Genomic DNA, 23660 nt, shown 5'->3' with positions numbered 1-23660 from the left:
TTGAAACCACCCCAGAATATGATGCCCATGATGAAGCCGCCGAGGGTCAGAAAGCCGAGGCTGTAGTGCACGCTCGGGCGGCGGATGGTGGTCCAGAGCCTTTTGAGGAAGGCCAGCATCATTTGGCTCCCTCTTTTGATTTCACATATTCGAGAACTTCATCGACATCGACGAAGTCGTTTTCGACCAGTGGCCGGGCGTCGGTCTGCGGCACGTGGCATTGATTGCAGAAGTACCGGCGGGGCGTGACGGACGCCAGGAACTGGTTGTCCCGGTTCATGAAATGCGTGATCGACACCATCGGAGCCTGGCTGACTTCAACGGCTGTGCGGGCATGACAGCTCAGGCACTTGTTGGAGTTCTTGTCGATCTGATAGCCCTCGATCGTGTGCGGGATCAGAGGTGGCTGTTCGGGGTAATTCCGCACCTGGCGAATGTCGGAGTTCACCGGCTTGGGCATGGGGGCGGGCGTCCCGTTTTCAGCCAGCGGTGTTGTCGGGCGCAGGGTTGCGATGTTTTCCTGGGCGACTGCAGCAGCAGCAACAAACAGGGCGGCGCAGGCAAGGCCGATTGCAAAGCGTTTCATGGCTCACCTCACACTGCTTCTACGCGCACGGCGCATTTCTTGAAGTCGGTCTGCTTCGACAGCGGATCGGTCGCGTCCAGCGTGACCTTGTTGATCAACTGACGGGCGTCGAACCAGGGCACGAAAATCAGCCCCTTGGGCGGTTTGTTGCGGCCTCTGGTTTCAACACGGGTGAGGATCTCCCCGCGTCTGGATTTGATGCGCACTTCCGCACCGCGCCTCAGGCCAAGAGCTTCGGCATCGTCCGGATGCATGAAGCAGAGGGCGTCTGGCACGGCCTTGTAGAGTTCAGGCACGCGCTGCGTCATCGATCCGGAGTGCCAGTGCTCCAGCACCCGGCCGGTGGACAACCAGAAGGGATATTCTTCGTCCGGGCTTTCCGCGGGCGGTTCAAAGGGCAGGGCGAAGGCGACCGCCCTGCCGTCCGGTTTGCCGTAGAAATCGAACTCCGCTCCCTCTTTTACGTAAGGGTCGTATTTGCCGTTGTAGCGCCAGCGGGTTTCCTTGCCGTCGACCACGGGCCAGCGTAGCCCGCGTACCTGGTGGTAGGTATCGAAATCCGCCAGATCGTGGCCGTGTCCGCGGCCGAACTGGGCATATTCCTCGAACAGGCCTTTCTGGATATAAAAACCGAATTCGTCGGCTTCGCGGTTGGCGTAGTCTTCCGCCCGCTCGCTGTTGGAAAAGGCGTTGACGTTGCCATTTTCGAACAGAACCTCGTACAGGGTCTTTCCCCTGTAATCGGGATTGTCGGCCAGAAGCTCGGGCGGCCAGACTTCGTCCGTTGTGAACCGTTTGGAAAATTCGACGAGCTGCCACAGGTCGGACATGGCCCCTTCCGGTGCGTCGACGAGCTGGTGCCAGAACTGGGTGCGGCGCTCGGCATTGCCATAGGCGCCTTCCTTTTCAACCCACATGGCAGTTGGCAGCACAAGGTCGGCGGCTTCTGCCGTCACGGTCGGGTAGGCATCGGACACGACGATGAAGTTTTCCGGATTGCGATATCCGGGCAGGCCTTCTTCCATCATGTTCGGGGCGGCCTGCATGTTGTTGTTGACCTGCACCCAGTAGCAGTTGATTTCGCCGTCCTTGAGTTTCCGGTTTTGAAGGACTGCGTGCGCACCAATCCATTCCGGAACGGTTCCGGACGGCAGTTTCCAGATCTTTTCGGCTGTTGCCCGGTGCTCGGGATTTGCGACCAGGAGGTCGGCAGGCAGGCGATGGGCGAAGGTGCCGACTTCGCGGGCGGTGCCGCAGGCAGACGGCTGACCCGTCAGGGAGAAGGGCGAATTGCCGGGCTGGGCGATTTTGCCGGTCAACAGGTGGATGTTATAGATGAGGTTGTTCATCCACACACCGCGGGTGTGCTGGTTGACACCCATCGTCCAGAGGGACATCACCTTGGTGTCGGGATCGGCATAAAGCTCCGCGATCTGTTGTAGCCGCTCCTTCGAAACGCCGGATTTTTCGGCCGCGTAGTCCAGAGTGTAGGGCTTTACGAATTCGGCGAAATCCTCGAGCGTCATCGGCTCGGAATCGCCGCTGCCGGCATTGGCTGCTGCCGCTTCAAGCGGATTTTCCGGACGCAGACCATAGCCGATGTCCTGTGCGCCCTTGCGGAAATTGACGTGCTTGGAGACGAAGTCCTCGTTCACCGCGCCGGACTGGATGATGTGGTTTGCAATGTAGTTGGCGATGATCAGGTCCGTCTGGGGAACGAAGACGCCGGGAATGTCCGCCAGATCGAAGCTGCGATGTTCGAAGGTGGACAGCACCGCAACCTTGACATGCGGATGGCTGAGACGCCGGTCTGCGATCCTGGTCCACAGGATGGGGTGCATCTCGGCCATGTTGGAGCCCCACAGCACAAAGGCATCTGCATTTTCGAAGTCGTCGTAGCAGCCCATGGGTTCGTCAATGCCGAAGGCGCGGATGAAACCGACGACCGCCGAGGCCATGCAGTGGCGAGCGTTGGGGTCGATATTGTTGGAGCGGAACCCGGCCTTCATCAGTTTGGAAGCCGCATAGCCTTCCCAGACCGTCCATTGGCCCGAGCCGAACATGCCGACGGCCTTCGGGCCCTTGGCCTTCAGTGTCGCCTTCCATTTCTCGGCCATGATGTCGAAGGCCTCGTCCCAGGACACCGGTTCGAAATCGCCGTCCTTGTCGAACTTGCCGTTCTTCTTGCGCAGGAGAGGTGTCGTCAACCGGTCCTTGCCGTACATGATCTTCGACAGGAAGTAGCCTTTGACGCAGTTGAGGCCTCGGTTCACCTCCGCCTCCGCGTCGCCGTGGGTCGCAACCACGCGGCCAGCCTTGGTCGCGACCATGATGGAGCAGCCGGTGCCGCAGAACCGGCAGGCGGCCTTGGACCATTTCAGGTCGGTCAGATTCGCCTGAGTGACAAGGTTCTGCGCGGCGGCAGGCACGGGAAGTCCCGCCGCGGCCGCAGCAGCCGCAACCGCCTGCGCCTTGATGACATCGCGTCTGCTTATTCCGCTCATTTTATGTCTCCTTGAAGGGAGGTGGGTGCTGCCTCGGGCGCACCGTCTGTCTGGTGATAAACAAGGGAAGCGCTGACAACGCCGGTGAGCAGCTGGATATCGGTGAGAGCCTGTACGATTTCCGCCTCGTTGGCGGTTTCCAGCGTCACGATAAGGCGGCCCTGCTCATCGGAATGGGCTATCTCTGCGCCGTCGATGGCAAGCAAATTGCGCTCGACTTGCGATATCGCCTCGGCCCGCGCGTGGACGAGAAGACTGGCTATGTGGACTGTTGCGTTCATGCTGTCTCCACATCCTCTTCGGGTTGGGCAATCGCCAGGGCATCCTGCGGACAGACCGGCAGGCAGGCGCCGCAGCCCGTGCAGGCGTCGGTTTCAATGCGAAGCCGGCCAAAGGGTCGTTTGGTGAGATCTATGCGGATTGCCGAAGTGGGGCAGATATCCCGGCACACCTGGCAGGCTATGCCGTGATCCTGCAGACACCCTGGCTGAAATTCAGCCTTCATTGGCCAGGCCGGCGTGCGCTCCGTGTCAAAGACATCCTGTGCACAGGCGTCTGCGCATTTGCCGCAGAAAGTGCACTCGCCGCCATCGAAGACAACTTCTGGCCGAACGGTGTCGTCCGGTCTCAGGATGGACTCGGGGCAAGCCTTGCTGCAGGCGTTGCAACCGGTGCAGCGCGCAGCAACCAAGGCTTCGTCCGTCCAGGGCGGACGAAGCCTATTGATATCCGGTTGGCTGGGCAGTTTCAGAAATGCTCTGCGGCTGGCCGAAAAATGTGGATCGGGTGACATGGAATCAGCCCGTCGGCGGTCCAAGGACCAGCTGAGTCATCCAGATAATAAAGCCGTAGCCGCCAACAATTACGACGGAAAGCGCCGGTGCCAGCACAACGGCCAGCAGGATGAACGCAATCCGTTCGTCCCGTTTGCTTGGAACACTGTTCTCCGCCATAGCCTCTCCCTCAGCTTGCGGTCGATCAGGAATTAGGCACGGGATGTTGGTCTTGTTGTTCGTACCTGATGGAAACTTAGGCAGAAGATAGGTTGTTGATATATACGTATTACTACTTATAAGATAGATATATATGTTCGAATGTATTCGATTTTGAAATATTTTAAGGGTGCTTATTTAGTTTTGGAGAGCGCAATCAACGAACATATATCGTAAGTGCAAAATATTTTCCGAATTCTCAGGAGCAGATTTCTTGAAAAAATCTCCGGAACATTTTCCGATCTTATTTTTGACGTCAAAACTAAAATCTATGCCAAGTAAAATTAACAAAGCACTGACTGATGTCAGTGCTTTGCGCTGTTAGTGCTCGAGAAGCTATTGAAATGTCTTCAAGTACGCAATGACGTTCTCAATTTCCTCGTCCTTGCGCAGACCGGCAAAGGACATTTTTGTCTTTGGGACGACATCCTTGGGTTTGTGCAGATAAGCTGTCAGGGTTTCTTCGTCCCAAACTAGGCCGCCTTCGGCCTTTTCGGTCATGCTGGCGGAGTATTTGTAGCCCTCGACCTGGCCTGCAGGCGCGCCGACAATCCCGTTGAGGGCCGGTCCGACCTTGTTCTTGGCGCCGTCACCAACCGCGTGGCAGGCCTGGCATTTCTTGAAGATCTTTTCTCCGGCAGCAGCGTCGCCGTCAGCCCAGGCAGGAGCCGCCGCGAGGAGACCTGCAAGCGTGACAAGGCAGGTGAGTGTCTTTCTCATGATGTTTCCTTTCCTGATGCCGACACATTGCCGACAATACGGTCGGCGGACGGCTTCGGTGTTTTGTCATGGTGCCCGGGCAAACCCTGTTTGCCCGGCCTGACCGGTCCGTCTCCAGGCCTCATTGTCGGACGGACGAGGTCATGGTGATGGTGCAAAGCCAGAAAGCCGGTGATCGCCTTTCACATCCTTGACATCCGTCAAGCGGCCCCGCGCCTATTCGGCGGCAACGGGCTGCCTTGCCAGATAGCATTGCGACCAAAGCGAATGCAGTGCGCAGACCAGCCGGTCGACATCACCGGATGTGTGAACCGGCGAAGGGGTGATCCGAAGCCTCTCGGTTCCCTTGGGAACGGTCGGGTAGTTGATCGGCTGGATGTAGATGCCGAAATCTTCCAGAAGCGTGTCCGACAGGAACTTGCACTTCGCCGGATTGCCGACGATCACCGGTATGATGTGGCTGGGATTGTCGACATGTGGAATGCCGAGGGTATCGAGACGCCGTCGCACCCGGGCGACGATGGCCTTGTGGGCCTCCCGTTCCACCGAGCTTTGCTTCAGATGCCTGATGGACGCCGTTGCGGCCGCTGCTATGGCGGGGGGAAGGGCCGTGGTGAAGATGAAGCCGCTGGCGAAACTTCGCACGAAATCACAAAGTTCGGCAGAAGCTGCGATATATCCGCCGACAACGCCGAAAGCCTTGCCAAGCGTTCCTTCGATAACGGTCAGGCGGTCCATCACGCCTTCCCGCTCTGCAATGCCGCCACCGCGGGGCCCATAAAGGCCGACGGCATGGACCTCGTCCAGATAGGTCATGGCGCCATACCGGTCGGCAAGGTCGCATATCTGTGAAATCGGAGCGATATCCCCATCCATGGAGTAGACGCTCTCAAAGGCGATCAGCTTCGGTTTTGCCGGGTCTGCAGCCCTCAGTTTCGCCTCCAGGTCATCCAGGTCGTTGTGTTTCCAGATCACCTTTTCAGCACGGGACTGGCGAATGCCTTCGATCATCGAAGCATGGTTCAGGCCGTCGGAAAAAACGATGCAATCGGGGATCTGCGATGCGAGCGTGCCGAGCGCAGCCCAGTTTGAAACATAGCCGGACGTGAAAACCAGGGCAGCTTCCTTGCCATGCAAGTCTGCCAGTTCGGCTTCCAGAAGCACATGATCGTGCGTGGTGCCGGAAATGTTGCGGGTTCCACCTGCTCCGGCGCCACAGCGGTCGGCAGCCTCGTGCAAGGCCGCCAGAACCTTCGGGTGTTGACCCATACCGAGGTAATCGTTGGAGCACCAGATGGAGACATCCTTTGTGCCGTCGTCGCTGGTCCATTTTGCTTCCGGAAAATTGCCGCGCTTGCGCTGAAGGTCGATGAAGACACGGTAGTTTCCGGCGTGCTTCAGATCCGCAAGACGACTTTTGAAAAAGGCTTGATAGTCCATGACGTCCCCGCTTTCTCAAGTGTTCGGTAGACGCTAGTTGCGGGGCAGGGCAGGCTGAATGACAATAGTCAAGAAAGACACAAATCCGTCGATGATCCGAGCTTGCTATTGTGCAAAGTCACTAGCTCGGGCTAGACGTTCTTGCACATCACTTGAGCAGGACCTTCACCGATGCCCACTGATCGCCAGCGGAAAATTGCCCAGAACTCCCTGCTTCTCAAAAGCTTCCCGCAGGAGATCTGCGACATGGTGCTCGGCATGTCGAGCTGGCGGACCTACGACCGAGGCGAGACGTTGTTCCTGCATGGCGAGACAGCGCAAGCAATTCACATCGTCATGGACGGCTGGGTCAAGCTGTACCGGATCGCCCCCAATGGCGGCGAGGCGGTGGTGAATGTCTTTGCCAAGGGAGAAAGCTTTGGCGAAGCTGTTGCGTTCCGCGGGCTTGCCTATCCGGTTTCGGCGGAAGCGGTAACGGCTTGCGAAGTCATGCGCATACCAAGCACGGCCGTTCTGGAGGCCATGCGCAAGGACCCGGACATTGCGGTTTCCGTGGTGGCTTCGACCTTCATTCACCTGCACTCCCTCGTTTCGCAACTGGAGCAGCTTAAGGCGCAAACCGGACCGCAAAGGGTCGCCGAGTTCTTGCTGGAATTGTGTGAGCAGGAAAGTGGTAGCTGCGAAGTGACCCTGCCTTACGACAAGTTCCTTATTGCGGGCCGTCTCGGCATGAAGCCGGAAAGCCTGTCGCGGTCATTTGCACGGTTGAAATTTGCGGGCGTCCGCATCAATCGCAATCACGCGGAAATCAAGGATATCGAACGGCTGCGGGCCTTCTCCGAAGAGGATCCCGTAGACGCCTGGACCAAGGGCTGACGATGAAACTGGAAACTGCTCTAGCGGCTATCGACAGCGCGAATGCTGCTGACCCCAACCAGGAAGGCGGCAAGCCCGCGGCCTTGCTGTATGGGCAAAGAATGAGCGAAGAGCTGGACCGACTCTATCCGGAGGCAACCGATCCGTTGAAGATTGCGGCCAGGGGCCAGCACATCGAGCGCTGGATCACTCCGCGCCAGTCCTACCCGGAAGGCAAGGCCGGCTATCACGCCTGGCGCCGGGATCAGGCCCATCACCACGTGGACCGCGTCGGTGAAATCATGGCAGAGGCAGGCTATTCACCGGAAGAGATCGAGGCAGCGGCGAAGATGCTGCGCAAGGAAGGCCTCAAGCGGGACGTGGATGTGCAGGCGCTGGAAAACGTGATCTGCTTTGTGTTCCTGAAATGGTATTTCGCCCCCTTTGCCGCCAAGCACGAGGACAGCAAGGTGCTTGATATCGTGCAGAAAACGGCGCGGAAAATGTCTGAAGACGGACGCGCGCGGGTGCTTGCCGAATTCGATCTGCCGCAGCAGCTTGCCGACGCTTTCAGGGACTGAACCCCGGTGCCACGTATAGCACAAGCAACAGCAGGCAAAAGAACCCGATTACCCAACTGAAGCCGGACAGCCAGACAGGTGCCTGCCATAGCCCGAGATATCGGGCCAGGATAATCCGCGCCTTGAGGAATGCCAGCAGCAGCAGAAGTCCACCGAAAAGTACCGGACTGAAATGGCCGGTCCCACCTGTCGTCACCAGAACGGTGGCGGCCGACAGGCCCAGCAGAGCGATCCAGGCCAGTGTAACGGAGGGCAGGGTCATCTTTCTCTATCCCAGGACATAAATCACCGGAAACAAGAGCACCCAGATGAGATCGACCATATGCCAGAAGGCGGTTCCGGTTTCGATGGTGCGAGGGTCGTCTTTCCAGGCAACCAGACCAAGCACAACGATCCCCGCGAGCACATGAGCGGCGTGGAACCCTGTGAGCAGGTAATAGAACATGAAGAAGGGATGGGTCTCCGTGGAGATCCCCTCCGCAACCTTGGCTGCATATTCCTGCACCTTGATGGCAAGGAACACACAGCCGAGAGCCATGGCTCCAAAAAGGTGCAACCGCGCGGCGGTCCGCTTCATTGCGAGCCGAAGCTCAAGGCTCCGGGCGGCCAGAAAACCGCTGGTGATCAGCACGATCGTGTTGATGCCGGCAAGTGCCGGATCGAGATGGGTCCTGGCGGCGGCAAATCCTTCCGGATCGGATATCCTGACGCCCATGAAGGCGGCGAGACCGGCACCGAACACCAGCAGTTCACTGACGATGAGCACCCATATCATCAGTTCTCCGGGCAATTCGTCGACGATGCCGGCGTCGACGTCTCGTTCCGGCTTCGGTGTCGGAGCATGCATCAGTGGCTCTAGCCTCCGACAATCTGGCGGTAGATCTGCGGCAAGGCCTGCGTCAGCCGGTCGGGATGCGGGATAACGGCAAAGCCGCCTTGCCCGAATAGCCGCGGGAACCACGACTTTGCCGACTTGTCGATGGTGACGCCAAAGACGGATTGGCCTGCCCTCCGGGCTTCGCGTACCGCCATCCTGGTGTCTTCGATGCCGTGCCGTCCCTCATAGTGATCGAGATCGTTCGGTTTGCCGTCCGTGATCACCAGAAGGAGCTTGCGTTTGCGCGACTGCGCCGCCAGATCGGTGGACACATGACGAATGGCAGCCCCCAGACGCGTGTAGAAGCCGGGCCGCAGCGTGCCGATCCTCTGTTCGACAAGGGCATTCATCGGTTCGTTGAAGCCCTTGCAGGATTGGAGGTACACGCGCTGCCGTTTCAGGGATGAAAACGCAGTGATGGCGAAATCATCCCCGCAGGCGTTCAGACCCCAGGCAAGAGCGGTCAAGGCTTCCCGTTCGATATCGATCACGGCGCGTCCGGTGACGGCGCTTTCGGTCGAGCGGGACACGTCAAGCAGGATGGAAACCGCAAGATCGCGCGCTTCCGGACGGGTCTGCAGCCAGATCCGTTCTGAGCCGGTCCCACCTGCCATCCGCTCCGCTTCGGAGCGCACGGCAGCATCAAGGTCCAGTCCGTCTCCCTCCAGGTGTCCGCGTGTCGTTACCCGGCCAGGCCGAAGGGCTTCGAACTGTTTCTTCACCGAGCGGATGCGCCGTTTTGCGACGTCATCCATGCCGGCCGAGCCTTTCTCCGGATCCGCTTCCGCAGTGCTGGTCAGAACGCAGACGTGGTCCGCCAGATAGCGGCCGCTGCGAGTGTCCCATTCCGGGTAGAGATGCCGTCCGGACAGTCTTTCGCGATCAACGTCTTCCGGTGCCAGATCAAGATGCAGTTTCAGGCGTGTTGCCGGTGCCTTTGAGATCTGGCCAAGGCCGATCTCCTCCTGATCGTCAGCCGCCTTCTTGGCGCTGTCGTGGTCGTCGTCATCGACACGGCGATTGAGATTGAGAAACTCTGCCCAGCTGAGAATGGCTTCGAATTTGTGCAGGATCAGGCTGTCCTTGCGTTCTGCCTGGTCTGCCTTGCGCCTGCGGGCGCGCACTGTCTTGCCGGTCGCTTCCTCTGGAGGGCCGTCTGTCTCTCGGCTGTCGACTTCGTCTCCCGCGGAAAACACGACCTCTCTTAGATCCGGCCAGAGCGGCACCGGCCGGAAAGGACGATATCCACGCGGGGCGGTTATCTCCTCGAACGAATTCCGGTCGACCCGATTCAGCAGTTCCAGGACATCGCCGGGAGGATGCGCGGGGTCTCCCAGCATATGACGCACGAGCCTGTCGACCCTTGCTTCCATTGCCGGTAACGGGGCCTGTGGTCTTGTTGCCAGCACCTGCTGGCAGAGCGCGGTGTAAAGGTCCCGCAAGCCTGGAGCCTGTTCAAGTGTGTCCCGAACCATGGCGGAAATCGCCCTGAGGGACTGCAAATCCGCCCGGATCGGGTCCGTTTCGGCGATATGGGTTGGTGCATGGGCCGCAAGCGCCGTCAGCCAGACATAGAGGGCTGCATTTGCCTCCCGCATCGGGAACTCTGCAAGACTGGCCGGCAGTCGCAGGATTTCTCCATCAAAACTGGTGCGTGTGACGGTCTCGGCTTCCGTGCCGAGCCGCCGCAGAAATCCGAGGCGGTGGCGCGAAACCTCCTGGGCGACCGGGCGAAGCTCGACGCTGTGAGCTCCCCCCAGTCCCCGGAAAAGGACAGCAAGCCGCCCGCCGACCTCATCGAGGCCGACCGCGGCTCCATGATGCACCTCGGGTGCATCCAGGCGGCTTGCAAACGCGTGCCACAGTTTCCCGATGGTTTCTTCGGGTTCCCATGGCTCGATGTCGATCTTGCCCATCGGTCTGGCCTCACCCAAACACGGCCGTGACAAGATCAAGGAGCCCGCGTTTCACGTCTTCATCGTCGGTCAGCGGTTCGATCATCGCGGCTTCGATCGCCCTTCCGACAGGCATGTCCTGGGCAATCAGCGTTGCCGCATAGACGACCAGCCGTGTCGACACGCCTTCCTCAAGATCCTGGCCTTTCAGCGCCCTGAGTTTTCCGGCCAGGCGCACCAGCGCGGCGGTCCGGTCGCGGTCGAGGCCGCTTTCCTCGCAAACGACTTCGGTTTCCAGATCCATTGGCGGGAAATCGAATTCAAGCGAGAGGAAACGCTGTCGGGTCGACGGTTTCAGGGTCTTCAGGATGTTCTGGTAACCGGGATTGTAGGAGGCGACGAGCATGAAGCCCGGTGCTGCCACCAGCTCCTCTCCGGTCCTGTCGATCGGCAGGGTTCGGCGATCATCCGTGAGCGGATGCAGCACGACCGTCACATCCTTGCGGGCTTCCACAACCTCGTCGAGATAGCAGATCGCGCCCTCCCTTACAGCCCGGGTCAGCGGTCCGTCCATCCAGACCGTCTCGCCGCCCTTGAGAAGATACCGGCCGATCAGGTCGGCGGCGGCGAGGTCGTCATGACAGGCGACCGTATAAAGCTTGCGGCCGAGCCTTGCCGCCATGTGTGCGACGAAACGGGTCTTGCCGCAGCCAGTTGGGCCTTTCAGCAGAACCGGCAGGCCGTTCCTGTGCGCGGCTTCGAAGACATCGCATTCGTCGCCTTGCGAGAGGTAGAAGGGGGCAGATGCCGCCCCCTTTGCCCTGGAGACACTTGCTTCCATGTCCATCACTCCGCCAGTACGCCGGCTGCTTCACCCGGCTGGATGACTTCGCGGCGTGGAACCGCAACTGCGTAGATGAAAAGGATCGCGCCAAGTACAAAGGCTGCACCGGCCCCGAACCGCATCCAGTAGAAAACGGCCAGCTGGTCCTGAACGTCCATGTAGTATTCGCCCATGACACGTTGCAGGTGGGTTTGCACTGTTCCGGCGAACGTCAGGACGAAGGTCATGAAGGACATGCCGCCGGCCATCAGCCAGAAGGACGCCATGTTGAGCACCTGGTTGTAGGGATCCCGGCCACGCAGAAGCGGCATGGCGTAGGTGATGATCGCCAGGTTCAGGGAAACATAGGCGCCGAAGAAGGCCAGGTGCCCGTGGGCAGCGGTGATCTGCGTGCCGTGGGTGTAGTAGTTCACGCCATGCAGGGTGTGCAGGAAGCCCCAGACACCGGCACCGAAAAAGGCGAGCGTGGCACAACCGAGCGACCACAGCAGCGCAGCCTTGTTGGGGTGGTCCCGACGACCCTTCCAGACCATCACGAAAGCAAAGGCCATCATGGCGAAGAAGGGGATCACTTCCAGCGAGGAGAAGATCGAGCCGATCCACTGCCAGTATCCGGGAGTGCCGATCCAGTAATAGTGGTGACCGGTGCCCAGGATGCCGGAGAACAGCGCGGCAGCGACGATGACGTAGAGCCATTTTTCGATGACTTCGCGGTCGACGCCGGTCAGCTTCAGCATCAGGTAGGCAAGGACCGAGGCCATGATCAGTTCCCAGACACCTTCGACCCACAGGTGCACGACGTTCCACCAGTACTGCTTGTCGAGCGAGAGATTGCTCGGATTGTAGAAACTGAACAGGAACAGGAGTGCCAGACCCCACAGGCCCAGAAGCAGGATGTTGGTGATCGCGGTCTTCTTGCCTTTCAGCACCGTCATGGTGATGTTGAACAGGAAGATCAGCGCGGCAACGACGATGCCGACCTTGACCCATTTGGGCTGTTCGATGAACTCGCGGCCTTCCTTGCCCAGCAGCCAGTTGCCTTCAAACAGGTTGAAGACATAGGTGAGAACAACGCCAAGCGTGCCGACCACCAGGATGATGAGCTGCAGATAGGCGAGCTTGGTGGAATGGATTTCCCGTTCCGCTTCTTCCGGGATCAGGAAGTAGGCGGAGCCCATGAAGCCGAGCAGCAGCCAGACGATCAGGCTGTTTGTGTGCAGCATTCGCACGATGTTGAAGGGGAGCAGCTCCGACAGAAAGTTCGGAGCCACATAGATATAGCCCGCGAGCAGCCCGCCCAGAACCTGGACGGCGAACAGGCCGAGCGCCACGGCGAAATACGCCAGCGCAACCTTTTGAGATTGATATTTCATCTTGGGTTTCCTCAGCGTTCGAAATCAGCCGGCATCGTTCGGCGGCCAGTCCTGGGCGTCGATCTTGTCTGTCCAGATCAGGAAGTTCGAGAGATCGCGGATCTCTTCGTCCGTTAGGTGGAACTGCGGCATCTGCCGGCGGCCTTCGATGCCGGAGGGCTGGGATTCCATCCACCCTTTCAGGGTCTCGAAAGCCAGCTCCGGGTCGTCCAGCACGCCCCAACGGGTCATCACGTTGCCGACTTCGGGGGCGAAATACGCGCCTTCACCCAGGATCGTGTGACAATTGATGCAGGCCTTGTCTTCCCAGACCCGTTTGCCCGCGGCAACGCTTTCGGTCAGCGTCGCCGCATTCGTCGACGTGCTGGTGATGTAAAGGTGGCTGTGCGCCGACAGCCCCACAAAGATGATGATGAAGAAAAGCGACCCGCCATAGAATATGTTTCGGGCCATGCTTTTGGTCATGACTTCGCGCATAGCGCGCTCCTTTCCCCGGAGTTGATCCTGCCGGGAGGGTGACAGCGCGCAGCCGCATTTCCTTAACCAAAGTCAAGTGGACCGGAAAGCAGTACCAAGGGAGATGCAATTCACCAGCAAGGGCCAAGAGGAAGCCCCGAATGTTGCCTCAAAACGCAAGCCCCCTGCGACAATTGTGTCGTTCTGCAAAGGGTGACGTGGTGTTTTCCGTATTGATTTCAGAAGTTTGCAAAAGGAGAAGTCTCCCGGTTTTGCTGGAGTGCGAAGCAGATCAAACCTGCCTGAAAGTCTCAAGTTAACGAAAGTCAAGGAAGCAGACCCTGCCTGCGCGCACCGTCCGACTGCCTCACCAGTCGAACGGAGACTAATCATGATCTCGACAAGAGCCATTCGGAGAAATGCGCTGCTGATGAGTGTGGCTTTCACACTCGGACTGTCGGCAGTCGGCGTTTCTGCGCAGGACAAGCCGGCGGACCACGGAAGTGGTCCCTCGGCTGCCTATGAGCCTAGCATGTCAACACTCGGCCAGCTGAAGGTCGAGATTCCGGGGCGCAAGGAAGGCGATCCCGTGATGACGCCTGACGAATACCAGAATGCAAACCAGATCTATTTCGAACGCTGTGCGGGGTGTCACGGCGTGCTGCGCAAGGGCGCGACCGGCAAGCCGCTGACCACGGACATCACGCGGGAAAATGGTTACGAATATCTGCGCGACTTCATCACCTACGGATCGCCTGCCGGCATGCCGAACTGGGGAACCTCGGGCGAATTGACCGACGAACAGGTCGACATGATGGCGCGCTACATCCTGCTGGAACCGGCGTCACCGCCTGAATTCGGCATGGACGAAATGCGCAAGAGCTGGAAGGTTCTGGTTGCACCGGAAGATCGTCCGAAAGAGAAGATGAACGCTATCGACATCGATAATCTCTTCTCGGTCACGCTGCGCGACAGCGGCCAGGTCGCCCTCATCGACGGTGAAACCTATGCCATCCATGCGGTGATCAACACCGGTTACGCGGTTCATATTTCGCGTATTTCCGCCTCCGGCCGCTATCTTTACGTGATCGGGCGCGATGCGCTTGTGAACATGATCGACCTGTGGATGGAAGAGCCGGCAACAGTGGCGCAGATCAAGGTCGGCACCGAAGCCCGCTCCATCGAAACATCGAAAATGAAGGGTTGGGAAGACAAGTATGCGATCGCCGGTTCCTACTGGCCGCCGCAATATGTGATCATGGACGGCGACACTTTGGAGCCGCTCAAGATCAAGTCCACCCGCGGCATGGTCTACGACGATCAGACCTACCATCCCGAGCCGCGTGTCGCCTCCATCGTGGCGTCGCACTACAACCCGGAATTCATCGTCAACGTGAAGGAAACCGGCAAGATCCTGCTGGTCGACTATTCAGACATCAAGAATCTGAAGACGACCGAGATCGAAGCGGAACGCTTCCTCCACGACGGCGGGTTCGACAGCACCAAGCGTTACTTCCTCGTGGCTGCCAATGCCCGCGGCAAGGTCGCGGTCGTCGACACTAAGGAAGGCAAGCTGACAGCCTTGCTCGAAACAGGCGGTCAGACACCTCACCCGGGACGCGGTGCCAACCTGATCCACCCGACATATGGACCTGTCTGGGTCACGTCGCACCTCGGCGATGAAACCGTTGCCCTGATCGGCACGGATCCCGAAGGCCACCCGGACAACGCCTGGAAGGTCGTTCAGACCCTCTACGGTCTCGGCGGCGGCTCGCTCTTCGTCAAGTCCCATCCGAAGTCGAACCATCTCTACGTGGATGCACCCTTGAACCCGGACGCGGAAGTTTCGGGAGCGATCGCGGTGTTCAATGTCGACGACCTGACGCAGGAAGAGCCCGAATACAAGGTTCTGCCAATTGTCGAATGGGCGAATGTCGGCGAAGGCCAACCGCGCGTCGTTCAGGGCGAGTTCGACCAGGCAGGCGAGGAAATCTGGTTCTCCGTCTGGAACGCCAAGGACAAGGAAAGCGCGATCGTCGTCGTTGACGACAAGACGCTCGAGCTGAAGCACGTCATCAAGGACGAACGGCTGATCACACCGACCGGCAAGTTCAACGTCTTCAACACGCGCGCCGACGTCTACTGACGTCCCGCCGGGAGAGGCGGAACACCGCCTCTCCCTTTTTCTTTCTTCCATGCCGCCTGCAGGAGCAAACGATGAAACAGCCAGGTAAGGTCTATCTGATGGGAGCAGGCCCCGGAGACCCGGAGCTTCTGACACTCAAGGCCCTGCGTATGCTCCAGGAAGCGGATGCCGTTGTATTCGACCGGCTGGTTTCGCCGGAAATCCTGTCGCTTGCACCGCACACCGCCCTGCAGGTGCCGGTGGGAAAATCTCCCGACAATCATCCCGTTCCTCAGGAGCGGATCAACGAGATCCTTGAAGAGCTTGCTCTGGAAGGCATGACCGTTGCCCGCCTTAAAGGTGGGGACCCTTTGATCTTCGGCCGGGGTTCCGAGGAAGCCGAACACCTGATGTCGCGCGGAATCGTAGTCGAATACGCGCCAGGCATAACCGCCGCCCAGGGCGCGGCCTGTGTCACGGGTGTGCCGCTCACCCATCGCGGTTTGGCGACCGGCGTTCGCTACGTGACCGGTCACCGGCAAGCGAACGGGGTTCTCGATCTCGATTGGAAAAGCCTCGCCTGCGAAGACACCACGCTGGTTGTTTACATGGGCGTTGCCAACATCGGGCAGATTGCCCTGCGCCTGATTGCTGAGGGACTGAGCGGGACAACCCCCGTACTTGCCATCGCAAACGCGACGACACCGCGTGAAACCAGGCTTTATTCCGAACTCGACAGGATCGCGATCGATGTGCGCGACGCCAGGCTCAAGGCACCTGTGCTGTTTGTTGTCGGCAAGGTCGTGACCCTGAGTGCCGAATGGCCGGCAACAACCTTTGACGCCATGCTCAGTGCCGTGGACAGCGGCACAGCCGGAAGGCTGGTCCATGCTTAAGACGCTGCTCACCATTGCCTTTTGTCTTCTGGCCATCACCAGTCTGGCCCTTGCAGAGGAACAGGACACGCCTGCGTCATTGGTCAATCTGGTGCGCCAGGACTGCGGCTCGTGTCACGGCATGACGCTGAAAGGCGGCCTTGGACCAGACATCCGGCCGGATGCACTTGGCCACTACGACATCGACACCCTGTCCACGGTGGTTCTGGACGGCATCCCGAAAACGGCAATGCCTCCCTGGCGTCCGATCCTGAGCGAGGCCGATGCGCGAAAAATTGCCGAATACCTTTTGAAGGGAGACACGAAATGAAGTGGCTATACGGAGCCGTTCTGGCGGCCATGTTGACCGGCACCGCTCAGGCGCAGTCGGTCGTTGCCACTGGCGATCTCGGTCTCGTTGTCGAACGGGCGAGCGGGTCGCTGTTGCTGGTCGATCAGTCCGAGCGCGCGTCCCTGTCACGGATCGAGGGCTTGGGCGATCTGTCCCACGCGAGCCTGGTCTATTCACCGGACGAACGCTTTGCCTATGTCTTCGGGCGTGATGGCGGCCTTTCCAAGGTCGACCTTGTCGAGAAACGGATAGCAAAACGGGTGATTCAATCCGGAAACGCCATCGGCGGCGCCATTTCGGACGACGGCTCGCTGGTCGCCGTTTCAAACTATGAACCCGGCGGCGTGCGCATCTTCGATGCTCAGACGCTGGAGATGGTTGCAGATATTCCGACGGGTTCAAAGACCATCGGTCTTGTCGATGCGCCCGGCAAACGCTTTGTCTTCACCCTGTGGGATGCAGGCGAAACCTGGATTGCGGATCTCAACACCGAAGAACCGAAGATCACCAGGATAACCGGCATGGGTACCAACCCTTATGATGGCCTGATCACCGGTGACGGCCGTCTCTACATCACCGGCCTGTTTGGCGAAGACGGATTGACCGCACTCGACCTGTGGCAGGAAAATCCCGAGCCGATCCGGGTTTTGCCCGGATACGGCCGCGGAGAAGCGGAACTGCCGGTCTACAAGATGCCGCATCTGGAAGGCTGGGCACGTGCCGGCCAGGAGTTTGTCCTGCCTGCCGTCGGGCACCACGAGGTTCTGTGGATCGACGGAGACACGCTCGCTGAAACCGGACGCACCAGAACCCATGGCCAGCCGGTTTTTGCCATGGCGCGGCCTGATGGCCGCCAGGTCTGGGTGAATTTCGCTCATCCGCTCAATGACACCATTCAGGTGATCGATACGGTCACGAAGCAGGTCGTGCACGAATTCAAACCCGGCCCTGCCGTCCTGCACATGGAATTCACGCCGCGCGGCAACGAGGTCTGGGTCTCGGTGCGCGATGCCGGCAAGGTGATGATCTACGACACCCGGACCTTCGAGAAGACAGGCGAAATCGACGCCGACAGCCCATCGGGTATCTTCTTTACCGCCCGGGCACACAGGACGGGGTTGTGAGCCATGACAAACCTCATCCATCCGATCGACCTGAACCTTCTCGACAGCTGGCAACGGGACTTTCCGTTAGTGCCGAGACCTTTCGAAATCATCGCCGCTGCTACGAATTGCCCCGAGGAGGACGTTATCGAGCGGTTTAATGATATGGCCGCGACCGGCCGGATCACCCGTGTCGGGGCTACCTGCGCGCCGAACACGGTTTCGGCGAGCACGCTTGCGGCCATGTCGGTGCCGCACGACCGCATTGAAGACGTTGCCGGAATTGTCGGAGCTCAGCCGGGCATCAATCATTCCTACCTGCGGGAGAACTACCGGAACCTCTGGTTTGTTGCCACCGGACCTGACCGTGACCACGTCGACAGGGTTCTGGACACCATTCGGGAACAGACGAAGCTTGCCGTTCTGGATCTTCCGATCATCCGTCCGTTCAACATAGACCTAGGCTTCAGCTTGAACGGCGGCCTGGGCCGGCCACCAGTGCCCCGGCCGGTCCGGTTGGAGCGACTGCAGGAGGGTGACGATGACCTCCTGCAGGCTCTGACCACGGGATTGCCTCTTTGTCGGCGTCCGTACCTGCGGATTGCGGAGGACCTCGGCCGGACGGAAGAGGACATACTGGATCGGATCGAGAATCTGCTCGAGGCGGGCATTATTTCGCGATTTGGCGTGATTGTGCGCCACCGGGCTCTGGGCTGGCGCGCGAACGCCATGGTCGTCTGGGATATCGAGCCGGACCGGATCACCGCAGCGGGCCCGGCTCTTGCGGCGCATCCGGGCGTGACCCTGTGTTATGAACGCCGGCCCGTGGCGGGCGTCTGGCCCTATCGCCTTTACTGCATGATCCACGGCCGGAGCCGGTCGCAGGCGCTGGAAGTCCTCATCAAGGCATCACGCCTGCCGGAGGTCGCGGACGTGAGACATGACGTTCTCTTCTCCACCCGCTGCTTCAAGCAGACAGGGGCGCTGATCTCTCGCCAGGGAGTTGCGGCATGACCCGGTACCTGTCTCCTCTCGAACGGACCCTGATCAACCGTCTGCAGGACGATCTGCCGCTGGTTTCGCATCCCTTTCAGGAACTGGCGCAGGAACTGGACCTGAGTGAAGAAGAGGTTGCCGGACACATCCGGACCTTGCGCGACGACGGCTTGCTGACGCGGTTCGGCCCGTTTTTCGATGCGGAAGCCCTGGGTGGCGCCTTTTGCCTTTGCGCAATGGCGGTAACGCCGGAGCGTTTCGAAGACGTCTTAACCAAAGTCAATGCCTACCCCGAAGTCGCCCATAACTATGAACGGGACCACAAGCTGAACATGTGGTTCGTCCTGGCAACGGAAAGTCAGGCCGCAATTTCGGCAACAGCCGAAGCAATCGAGCGCGACACAGGTTTGCCGGTGCTTCTGTTTCCGAAGGAACGCGAGTTCTTCATAGGCTTTCGGGTGAACGCATGACCTTGACCTCCCAGGACCGAACGATCATCGAAGCCACACAGGCCGGATTGCCGCTGGTCACCAGACCCTATGCTGTCGTTGCAGAAAGCCTTGGCCTGAGCGAAGCGGACCTGATCGAGCGCCTGAAGCACTTGAAGGCGCAGGGTATCATCCGGCGGATTGGCGCTGCTCCAAATCACTACCGTCTCGGGATGACCGCCAACGGCATGACGGTCTGGGATGTCGATGACGCGGTGGTCGACAGTCTCGGCGAAAAGGTCGGGGGCCTGCCGTTCGTCACGCATTGCTACCGCCGACCCCGGGCGCTGCCGGACTGGCCCTACAATCTCTTCGCCATGGTTCATGGAGAAACCCGCGACGAAGTGGTCGCCAAACGGTCGGAGATCTCCAGCCTGCTGGGCAAGGCCTGCCGTGCCAGCGACATCCTGTTTTCAACGCGCATCCTGAAAAAGACGGGCATGCGCCTGCGCGGCAAGGAGGGCTGAACGATGTTCCGCCTCTCGGAATACATACACCAGATCATTGACCCGACGCCTGTGCGGGCCCGCCGTGGAAACGGCGGGGTCAAGCCGGTGGTGATCTGGAACCTGACCCGGCGCTGTAACCTGAAATGCCGGCATTGCTATACGGTGTCGGCGGACGTCGATTTTCCAGGCGAGTTGACCCACGACCAGGCCATGGCGACCCTGGAGGATCTTGGACGCTTCGGCATTCCCGCCCTGATCCTGTCCGGGGGTGAACCGCTGGACCGGAAAGACCTGTTTGAGATTGCCGGGCGGGCCAGAAGCCTTGTGCGCATGCTGGCCCTGTCAACTAATGGTACCAGGTTGCACGGCGAAACTGCCGACAAGGTGGCAGAAATCGGCTTTGATTATGTGGGCATATCCATCGACGGGATCGGCGCCACCAACGACTGGTTTCGCGGTGTTGAAGGCGCTTTTCAATCTGCTCTGCGGGGCGTTCGCGAATGCAAGGCACGCGGCATCAAGGTCGGGCTGCGCTTCACCCTGACGGAGGGCAACCACGAGAGTCTGCCTGATCTTCTGCGCCTTTGCGACGATGAGGGCGTCAACAAGTTTTACCTGTCCCATCTCGTCTATGCCGGCCGGGGTGACAAGCACCGCGGCGAAGACGCCGAACACATGCGCTCCAGATGGGCGATGGACGTGTTGATGGATCGGGCATGGCAAGGTGTCAGCGGTGGCAGACCACTCGATATCGTTACCGGCAACAATGATGCCGACGCGGTTTATTTCCTGGAGTGGGTGGACCGGACCTTTGGGCCGGACACCGCTGCCCACGTGCGCGATCATCTCGCCGCATGGGGCGGCAATTCTTCCGGTCTCGATGTGGCCAACATCGACACGCTCGGCAACGTGCATCCGGATACCTATTGGTCCGACTACACCATCGGCAGTGTGAAGACCGATCCCTTTTCCGACCTGTGGACAGGGGCGGATCCGATGCTGGCGCGGCTTCGGACGAGGCCCCGCCCGCTCAAGGGGCGATGCGGCGCCTGTGCCTTCAAGGATGTGTGCGGGGGCAATACCCGTATCCGCGCACTGCAACTGACTGGCGATCCCTGGGCCGAAGACCCTGCCTGTTATCTCAACGACGACGAAATCGGGCTTGCCGGTGCCGGCGGTGACCGCCTGGCCGTGACCCCGTTCCGAGGAAAACGCCATGATCCGGCTCACCGCTTCGCTTAGCGCGCTCCTGCTGCTGACTTCGCTGTCGGTCGCAGGCCCCGCGCAGGACTACGCAGACAATTGTCAGGACTGTCACGGTGCCGGCCGTCTCGGCGGTGTCGGCCCGGCTCTGATCCCGGAAACCTTGGGCCGCATGCGCGGACCGGATCTCGATGCCGTCATTCGCGATGGTCGCAAGGCGACGCAGATGCCGGCATTCGCCGATGTTCTGAACGGCGAACAGATCGAAGCGCTGGCCGCTTTCCTGAAGGAGCCGCTGCGCGATGTTCCGGACTGGACCGAAGCGGATATTGCCGCCAGTCAGGTGATCAACGAGGACTATCAGTCTGTCGAAAAGCCTGTCTGGCAGTCCGACCCGATGAACATCACCCTGGTTGTCGAAACAGGCGATCATCACGTGAGTGTTCTTGACGGCGATACCTTCGAGACGCTCGACAGGTTCGCAACGCCGTTTGCGGTCCATGGCGGGCCGAAATTCTCGCCGGACGGGCGCTATGTCTTCATCATGTCGCGCGACGGCTGGGTCCAGAAATACGATCTCTACGCGCTTCAGGAAGTTGGCCGGGTCCGGGCAGGGCTCAACAGCCGCAACATTGCCATGAGCCATGACGGCAAATGGCTGGCGGTTGCCAACTATCTGCCGATGACGCTGACGATCCTGTCGACCGAAGACCTTTCGGTCGCAACCGTGATGGATGTTAAGGCCAAGGACGGCACGGCCAGTCGTGTCTCGGCCGTCTATCAGGCGCCCAACCGCAAGAGCTTCATCCTCGCCTTGAAGGACGCACCGGAGATCTGGGAGGTTGCCACCGATCCCGATGCTGACCCAGTCTATGAAGGGTTCGTGCACAGCCGTGAAAAAGGCATGGTCGAAGCTTTGCCGTCGTCCCAAGGGCTCTTTGCCCGCAGGAGGATCCTGACGGCGGAGCCGCTCGACGATTTCTTTTTCGATGATGATTACCGGCATCTCGTCGGGGCGTCGCGTGACGGTGCGCGCGGTGTCGTGGTCAACCTGAATGTCGGCCGTGAAATCGCTGAACTTCCTCTGGAAGGCATGCCGCATCTCGGCTCTGGCATCAGCTGGGAACGGGATGGCCACAGGGTCATGGCGACCCCGCATCTGAAAGAAGGCAAGCTGTCGGTTATCGACACCGAAACCTGGAAGCAGATCACGACGATCAAGACGGACGGTCCCGGCTTTTTCCTGCGCAGCCACGAGAACACACCCTATTTCTGGGCCGATGTCTTCTTCGGCCCGAACAAGGACAAAATCCACGTGATCGACAAGGAGAGCCTCGAAATCGTCAAGACCTTGAAGCCGGTCGAAGGCGAGACGGTCGCTCATGTCGAATTCACGAAGGATGGCCGCTACGCCCTTGTCTCCGTCTGGGAGGATGACGGCGCGGTGATTGTCTATGACGCCACCACTCTGGAAGAGGTCCGGCGTCTGCCCATGCGCAAACCTTCAGGGAAGTACAATGTCTGGAACAAGATCACCTTTTCGGAAGGAACGAGCCATTGAGGCGATCCTCGTCTCGCATGGCCAGCCGTCGCACCCGCAGGCAGGTGAAGCGTATTTGCGCGGACTTGCGCAGCAGGTCCGCGAATTCCTGCCCGGCGGCTCCATCCGCTCGGCCACGCTGGCCGCGCCTGATGCTCTTGATCGGGCCCTGGACCTTGCTGGGCCTGAGCCGCTTGTTTTTCCGGTCTTCATGGCCGAGGGCTGGTTCACGCAGACCGCATTGACGGGCAGGCTGAAGGGAACGGACGCACGGCAGTTGCCAGCGCTCGGCATTCATCCCGAGTTGCCCCGTCTGACGGCTCGCTTTCTGGAAATGACGGCTGAAAGAACCCACTGGAACGCGTCCGGCTACGAACTGCTGCTGGCAGCCCATGGTTCGGCAACTTGCCGGTCAACCGCACTAAGCACCGTCCGGTTCGCTGCAGGTCTCGCCGAATGGCTGCCGCAGAGACCGATCCGGCTGGGGTTCCTGGAAGAAGCGCCGTTCCTGGAAAATACGGCTGCCAGCTGCGGCATGAGAACCATTCTATTACCTCTTTTTGCCGGCAACGGGCACCACGTCACCCAGGATATTCCGGATGCCCTCGACGGGGCCGGGTTCGAAGGCCTGCGCCTTGCTCCGCTGATCGAGGCACCCTTCATGCCCAAACTCATCGCCTGTGCGCTTGAAAGCGCCAACCGGAAGGAATTGGCGGCGTGACCCGGATCGAAACCGGCTGGCCGGTGCGCAAACTTGTGATCTTGCTCTATCCGTTCACGGCTGCTGCCGTTGCCATCAATCTCTTCATGTTGAGCCTGATGGGGCAGGCTGTTGGTTTGCCTGCCCTGTCGCCTGTCATGTCGATCTGGCTTAGTTTGCCACTCGGCGTACCGGCCACGTGGTTTGCGGCAAAATGGGTGCGGCGACTGATGGACGAAGCAGATGGAAAACCGCCGCCGGCAAATTGATACTCTCGCGATCGGAAAAGAGACCATGCGGATGCAAAGGGAAATGCGTCAAGGAATGGGCCTGCGTATCGCAGGTGCGGCTGCCGTTGTTTTCGGCCTCATGACGGTGCTGAGTGGTGGAACCGTCCTCTTCGGTGGCGATCAACTGTCCCAATGGGCAGGCAACGTCGTCAGGTTTGTGCTGTGGTTCAATTTTCTGGCGGGCTTTGTTTATGTCGCCACCGGTATTGGGCTCTGGTTTGCCAGAGGGTGGGCCTGCTGGACGGCCATCACGATCCTGGTTGGGACCGCGATCGTTTTATGTGCGTTCCTGGTGTATGTGTCGCAGGGCGGGCCCTATGAGACGCGCACCCTCGTGGCACTGATCTTCAGAACGGGCTTCTGGGCGATCGTTACCTCAACCGCCCTGCGCGCCGTAAACCGCAGATAGAAGCTCT

27 protein-coding genes and 1 pseudogene are annotated in these 23660 nt (G+C 59.8%); 14 read left to right on the top strand and 14 right to left on the bottom strand.

The window, feature by feature from the left end; translation table 11 throughout:
• Positions 1–118: 118 nt before the first annotated feature.
• The 8 genes and pseudogenes from SIAM614_RS22530 to hemA form a co-directional block, all read right to left on the bottom strand.
• Positions 119–586 (bottom strand): nitrate reductase cytochrome c-type subunit, encoded by a 468-nt coding sequence (locus tag SIAM614_RS22530; RefSeq protein WP_006938190.1) that lies wholly within the window; start codon positions 584–586, stop codon positions 119–121.
• Between the two features lie 8 nt (positions 587–594).
• On the bottom strand, positions 595–3090 hold the full coding sequence (napA, locus tag SIAM614_RS22525; RefSeq protein ID WP_006938188.1) for a nitrate reductase catalytic subunit NapA: 2496 nt from the start codon (positions 3088–3090) through the stop codon (positions 595–597).
• Positions 3087–3371, bottom strand: coding sequence for a chaperone NapD (locus tag SIAM614_RS22520; RefSeq protein WP_006938187.1), 285 nt, complete (start codon positions 3369–3371; stop codon positions 3087–3089). The genes napA and SIAM614_RS22520 overlap by 4 nt, the downstream gene beginning before the upstream one ends.
• On the bottom strand, positions 3368–3595 hold the full coding sequence (locus tag SIAM614_RS33015; protein ID WP_229597995.1) for a 4Fe-4S binding protein: 228 nt from the start codon (positions 3593–3595) through the stop codon (positions 3368–3370). The genes SIAM614_RS22520 and SIAM614_RS33015 overlap by 4 nt, the downstream gene beginning before the upstream one ends.
• A 45-nt stretch (positions 3596–3640) precedes the next feature.
• Positions 3641–3883, bottom strand: a pseudogene (locus SIAM614_RS33555) (4Fe-4S dicluster domain-containing protein); the annotation flags it as partial.
• A 4-nt stretch (positions 3884–3887) separates the two neighbouring features.
• Positions 3888–4043, bottom strand: coding sequence for a periplasmic nitrate reductase, NapE protein (gene napE / locus SIAM614_RS22510; RefSeq protein WP_006938185.1), 156 nt, complete (start codon positions 4041–4043; stop codon positions 3888–3890).
• 375 nt (positions 4044–4418) lie between these two features.
• Positions 4419–4802, bottom strand: coding sequence for a c-type cytochrome (locus SIAM614_RS22505; RefSeq protein WP_006938184.1), 384 nt, complete (start codon positions 4800–4802; stop codon positions 4419–4421).
• Positions 4803–5018: 216 nt separating this feature from the next.
• Positions 5019–6242 carry a 5-aminolevulinate synthase gene (gene hemA, locus SIAM614_RS22500; protein WP_006938183.1) on the bottom strand — a complete coding sequence of 408 codons (1224 nt, stop codon included), beginning with the start codon at positions 6240–6242 and terminating at the stop codon, positions 5019–5021.
• A gap of 171 nt (positions 6243–6413) precedes the next feature.
• Here hemA and SIAM614_RS22495 point away from each other — a divergent pair, with 171 nt between their 5' ends.
• Complete coding sequence (locus tag SIAM614_RS22495) at positions 6414–7118, top strand: Crp/Fnr family transcriptional regulator (RefSeq protein ID WP_006938182.1); 705 nt, start codon at positions 6414–6416, stop codon at positions 7116–7118.
• Between the two features lie 2 nt (positions 7119–7120).
• Entirely contained in the window at positions 7121–7678 is a 558-nt protein-coding gene (locus SIAM614_RS22490; protein ID WP_006938181.1) for a DUF4202 domain-containing protein, read from the top strand.
• Here the strand turns inward: SIAM614_RS22490 and SIAM614_RS22485 are convergent.
• Genes SIAM614_RS22485 through SIAM614_RS22460 form a run of 6 tightly spaced genes read right to left on the bottom strand, consistent with a single transcriptional unit; the run spans position 7668 to position 13144 of the window.
• Positions 7668–7940 (bottom strand): hypothetical protein, encoded by a 273-nt coding sequence (locus SIAM614_RS22485; RefSeq protein WP_006938180.1) that lies wholly within the window; start codon positions 7938–7940, stop codon positions 7668–7670. The genes SIAM614_RS22490 and SIAM614_RS22485 overlap by 11 nt on opposite strands.
• A 6-nt stretch (positions 7941–7946) precedes the next feature.
• Complete coding sequence (locus SIAM614_RS22480; protein WP_006938179.1) at positions 7947–8525, bottom strand: cytochrome c oxidase subunit 3 family protein; 579 nt, start codon at positions 8523–8525, stop codon at positions 7947–7949.
• An 8-nt stretch (positions 8526–8533) separates the two neighbouring features.
• Positions 8534–10471, bottom strand: coding sequence for a nitric oxide reductase activation protein NorD (locus tag SIAM614_RS22475; RefSeq protein WP_006938178.1), 1938 nt, complete (start codon positions 10469–10471; stop codon positions 8534–8536).
• A gap of 10 nt (positions 10472–10481) precedes the next feature.
• Entirely contained in the window at positions 10482–11291 is an 810-nt protein-coding gene (locus SIAM614_RS22470) for a CbbQ/NirQ/NorQ/GpvN family protein (RefSeq protein ID WP_208984075.1), read from the bottom strand.
• 5 nt (positions 11292–11296) lie between these two features.
• Entirely contained in the window at positions 11297–12667 is a 1371-nt protein-coding gene (locus SIAM614_RS22465; protein WP_006938176.1) for a cbb3-type cytochrome c oxidase subunit I, read from the bottom strand.
• A gap of 24 nt (positions 12668–12691) precedes the next feature.
• On the bottom strand, positions 12692–13144 hold the full coding sequence (locus SIAM614_RS22460; protein WP_006938175.1) for a c-type cytochrome: 453 nt from the start codon (positions 13142–13144) through the stop codon (positions 12692–12694).
• 370 nt (positions 13145–13514) lie between these two features.
• Between SIAM614_RS22460 and SIAM614_RS22455 the strand changes: the two genes are divergently transcribed.
• From SIAM614_RS22455 to SIAM614_RS22400, 12 genes are all read left to right on the top strand, one after another.
• Positions 13515–15269, top strand: coding sequence for a cytochrome D1 domain-containing protein (locus SIAM614_RS22455; RefSeq protein ID WP_040440845.1), 1755 nt, complete (start codon positions 13515–13517; stop codon positions 15267–15269).
• A 71-nt stretch (positions 15270–15340) separates the two neighbouring features.
• The gene (gene cobA, locus SIAM614_RS22450) at positions 15341–16144 is read left to right on the top strand and encodes a uroporphyrinogen-III C-methyltransferase (RefSeq protein ID WP_006938173.1); all 804 of its coding nucleotides are present in this window, start codon (positions 15341–15343) and stop codon (positions 16142–16144) included.
• On the top strand, positions 16137–16454 hold the full coding sequence (locus SIAM614_RS22445) for a c-type cytochrome (RefSeq protein ID WP_006938172.1): 318 nt from the start codon (positions 16137–16139) through the stop codon (positions 16452–16454). Before cobA ends, SIAM614_RS22445 begins: the two co-directional genes overlap by 8 nt.
• Positions 16451–17599 carry a cytochrome D1 domain-containing protein gene (locus SIAM614_RS22440; RefSeq protein WP_006938169.1) on the top strand — a complete coding sequence of 383 codons (1149 nt, stop codon included), beginning with the start codon at positions 16451–16453 and terminating at the stop codon, positions 17597–17599. Before SIAM614_RS22445 ends, SIAM614_RS22440 begins: the two co-directional genes overlap by 4 nt.
• A gap of 3 nt (positions 17600–17602) precedes the next feature.
• Complete coding sequence (gene ahbB / locus SIAM614_RS22435) at positions 17603–18592, top strand: siroheme decarboxylase subunit beta (protein WP_006938168.1); 990 nt, start codon at positions 17603–17605, stop codon at positions 18590–18592.
• Positions 18589–19044, top strand: a complete 456-nt coding sequence (locus tag SIAM614_RS22430; RefSeq protein WP_006938167.1) for an Lrp/AsnC family transcriptional regulator — start codon at positions 18589–18591, stop codon at positions 19042–19044. The genes ahbB (SIAM614_RS22435) and SIAM614_RS22430 overlap by 4 nt, the downstream gene beginning before the upstream one ends.
• Complete coding sequence (gene ahbB, locus SIAM614_RS22425) at positions 19041–19529, top strand: siroheme decarboxylase subunit beta (protein WP_006938166.1); 489 nt, start codon at positions 19041–19043, stop codon at positions 19527–19529. Before SIAM614_RS22430 ends, ahbB (SIAM614_RS22425) begins: the two co-directional genes overlap by 4 nt.
• A gap of 3 nt (positions 19530–19532) precedes the next feature.
• Positions 19533–20753 (top strand): heme d1 biosynthesis radical SAM protein NirJ, encoded by a 1221-nt coding sequence (nirJ, locus tag SIAM614_RS22420; RefSeq protein WP_006938165.1) that lies wholly within the window; start codon positions 19533–19535, stop codon positions 20751–20753.
• Complete coding sequence (locus SIAM614_RS22415) at positions 20728–22275, top strand: nitrite reductase (protein WP_006938164.1); 1548 nt, start codon at positions 20728–20730, stop codon at positions 22273–22275. The genes nirJ and SIAM614_RS22415 overlap by 26 nt, the downstream gene beginning before the upstream one ends.
• Positions 22232–22975, top strand: a complete 744-nt coding sequence (locus SIAM614_RS22410) for a CbiX/SirB N-terminal domain-containing protein (RefSeq protein ID WP_050789460.1) — start codon at positions 22232–22234, stop codon at positions 22973–22975. Before SIAM614_RS22415 ends, SIAM614_RS22410 begins: the two co-directional genes overlap by 44 nt.
• Entirely contained in the window at positions 22972–23223 is a 252-nt protein-coding gene (locus tag SIAM614_RS22405) for a hypothetical protein (RefSeq protein ID WP_006938162.1), read from the top strand. Before SIAM614_RS22410 ends, SIAM614_RS22405 begins: the two co-directional genes overlap by 4 nt.
• A complete protein-coding gene (locus SIAM614_RS22400; protein WP_006938161.1) occupies positions 23198–23653 on the top strand; it encodes a hypothetical protein in 456 nt (151 codons plus the stop codon). Before SIAM614_RS22405 ends, SIAM614_RS22400 begins: the two co-directional genes overlap by 26 nt.
• The last annotated feature ends 7 nt before the right edge of the window (positions 23654–23660 follow it).

Origin of the sequence: Roseibium aggregatum IAM 12614, from assembly GCF_000168975.1 — a bacterium.
Lineage (GTDB): Bacteria > Pseudomonadota > Alphaproteobacteria > Rhizobiales > Stappiaceae > Roseibium > Roseibium aggregatum.
The sequence above is the reverse complement of the archived record's forward strand: the minus strand, read 5'-3'. Positions and strand labels throughout refer to the sequence as shown.

What these genes read in the sequence shown, in the direction of transcription:
- SIAM614_RS22460 (WP_006938175.1), bottom strand. Translation starts at nt 13,144, where the DNA reads ATGCGCGAAGTCATGACCAAAAGCATGGCCCGAAACATATTCTATGGC.
- SIAM614_RS22480 (WP_006938179.1), bottom strand. Translation starts at nt 8,525, where the DNA reads ATGCATGCTCCGACACCGAAGCCGGAACGAGACGTCGACGCCGGCATC.
- SIAM614_RS22530 (WP_006938190.1), bottom strand. Translation starts at nt 586, where the DNA reads ATGAAACGCTTTGCAATCGGCCTTGCCTGCGCCGCCCTGTTTGTTGCT.
- SIAM614_RS33015 (WP_229597995.1), bottom strand. Translation starts at nt 3,595, where the DNA reads ATGAAGGCTGAATTTCAGCCAGGGTGTCTGCAGGATCACGGCATAGCC.
- SIAM614_RS22465 (WP_006938176.1), bottom strand. Translation starts at nt 12,667, where the DNA reads ATGAAATATCAATCTCAAAAGGTTGCGCTGGCGTATTTCGCCGTGGCG.
- cobA (WP_006938173.1), top strand. Translation starts at nt 15,341, where the DNA reads ATGAAACAGCCAGGTAAGGTCTATCTGATGGGAGCAGGCCCCGGAGAC.
- SIAM614_RS22445 (WP_006938172.1), top strand. Translation starts at nt 16,137, where the DNA reads ATGCTTAAGACGCTGCTCACCATTGCCTTTTGTCTTCTGGCCATCACC.
- ahbB (WP_006938168.1), top strand. Translation starts at nt 17,603, where the DNA reads ATGACAAACCTCATCCATCCGATCGACCTGAACCTTCTCGACAGCTGG.
- nirJ (WP_006938165.1), top strand. Translation starts at nt 19,533, where the DNA reads ATGTTCCGCCTCTCGGAATACATACACCAGATCATTGACCCGACGCCT.
- SIAM614_RS22430 (WP_006938167.1), top strand. Translation starts at nt 18,589, where the DNA reads ATGACCCGGTACCTGTCTCCTCTCGAACGGACCCTGATCAACCGTCTG.
- napA (WP_006938188.1), bottom strand. Translation starts at nt 3,090, where the DNA reads ATGAGCGGAATAAGCAGACGCGATGTCATCAAGGCGCAGGCGGTTGCG.
- ahbB (WP_006938166.1), top strand. Translation starts at nt 19,041, where the DNA reads ATGACCTTGACCTCCCAGGACCGAACGATCATCGAAGCCACACAGGCC.
- SIAM614_RS22415 (WP_006938164.1), top strand. Translation starts at nt 20,728, where the DNA reads ATGATCCGGCTCACCGCTTCGCTTAGCGCGCTCCTGCTGCTGACTTCG.
- SIAM614_RS22505 (WP_006938184.1), bottom strand. Translation starts at nt 4,802, where the DNA reads ATGAGAAAGACACTCACCTGCCTTGTCACGCTTGCAGGTCTCCTCGCG.
- SIAM614_RS22475 (WP_006938178.1), bottom strand. Translation starts at nt 10,471, where the DNA reads ATGGGCAAGATCGACATCGAGCCATGGGAACCCGAAGAAACCATCGGG.
- hemA (WP_006938183.1), bottom strand. Translation starts at nt 6,242, where the DNA reads ATGGACTATCAAGCCTTTTTCAAAAGTCGTCTTGCGGATCTGAAGCAC.
- SIAM614_RS22410 (WP_050789460.1), top strand. Translation starts at nt 22,232, where the DNA reads ATGTCTGGAACAAGATCACCTTTTCGGAAGGAACGAGCCATTGAGGCG.
- napE (WP_006938185.1), bottom strand. Translation starts at nt 4,043, where the DNA reads ATGGCGGAGAACAGTGTTCCAAGCAAACGGGACGAACGGATTGCGTTC.
- SIAM614_RS22470 (WP_208984075.1), bottom strand. Translation starts at nt 11,291, where the DNA reads ATGGAAGCAAGTGTCTCCAGGGCAAAGGGGGCGGCATCTGCCCCCTTC.
- SIAM614_RS22495 (WP_006938182.1), top strand. Translation starts at nt 6,414, where the DNA reads ATGCCCACTGATCGCCAGCGGAAAATTGCCCAGAACTCCCTGCTTCTC.
- SIAM614_RS22520 (WP_006938187.1), bottom strand. Translation starts at nt 3,371, where the DNA reads ATGAACGCAACAGTCCACATAGCCAGTCTTCTCGTCCACGCGCGGGCC.
- SIAM614_RS22455 (WP_040440845.1), top strand. Translation starts at nt 13,515, where the DNA reads ATGATCTCGACAAGAGCCATTCGGAGAAATGCGCTGCTGATGAGTGTG.
- SIAM614_RS22440 (WP_006938169.1), top strand. Translation starts at nt 16,451, where the DNA reads ATGAAGTGGCTATACGGAGCCGTTCTGGCGGCCATGTTGACCGGCACC.
- SIAM614_RS22400 (WP_006938161.1), top strand. Translation starts at nt 23,198, where the DNA reads ATGGAAAACCGCCGCCGGCAAATTGATACTCTCGCGATCGGAAAAGAG.
- SIAM614_RS22490 (WP_006938181.1), top strand. Translation starts at nt 7,121, where the DNA reads ATGAAACTGGAAACTGCTCTAGCGGCTATCGACAGCGCGAATGCTGCT.
- SIAM614_RS22485 (WP_006938180.1), bottom strand. Translation starts at nt 7,940, where the DNA reads ATGACCCTGCCCTCCGTTACACTGGCCTGGATCGCTCTGCTGGGCCTG.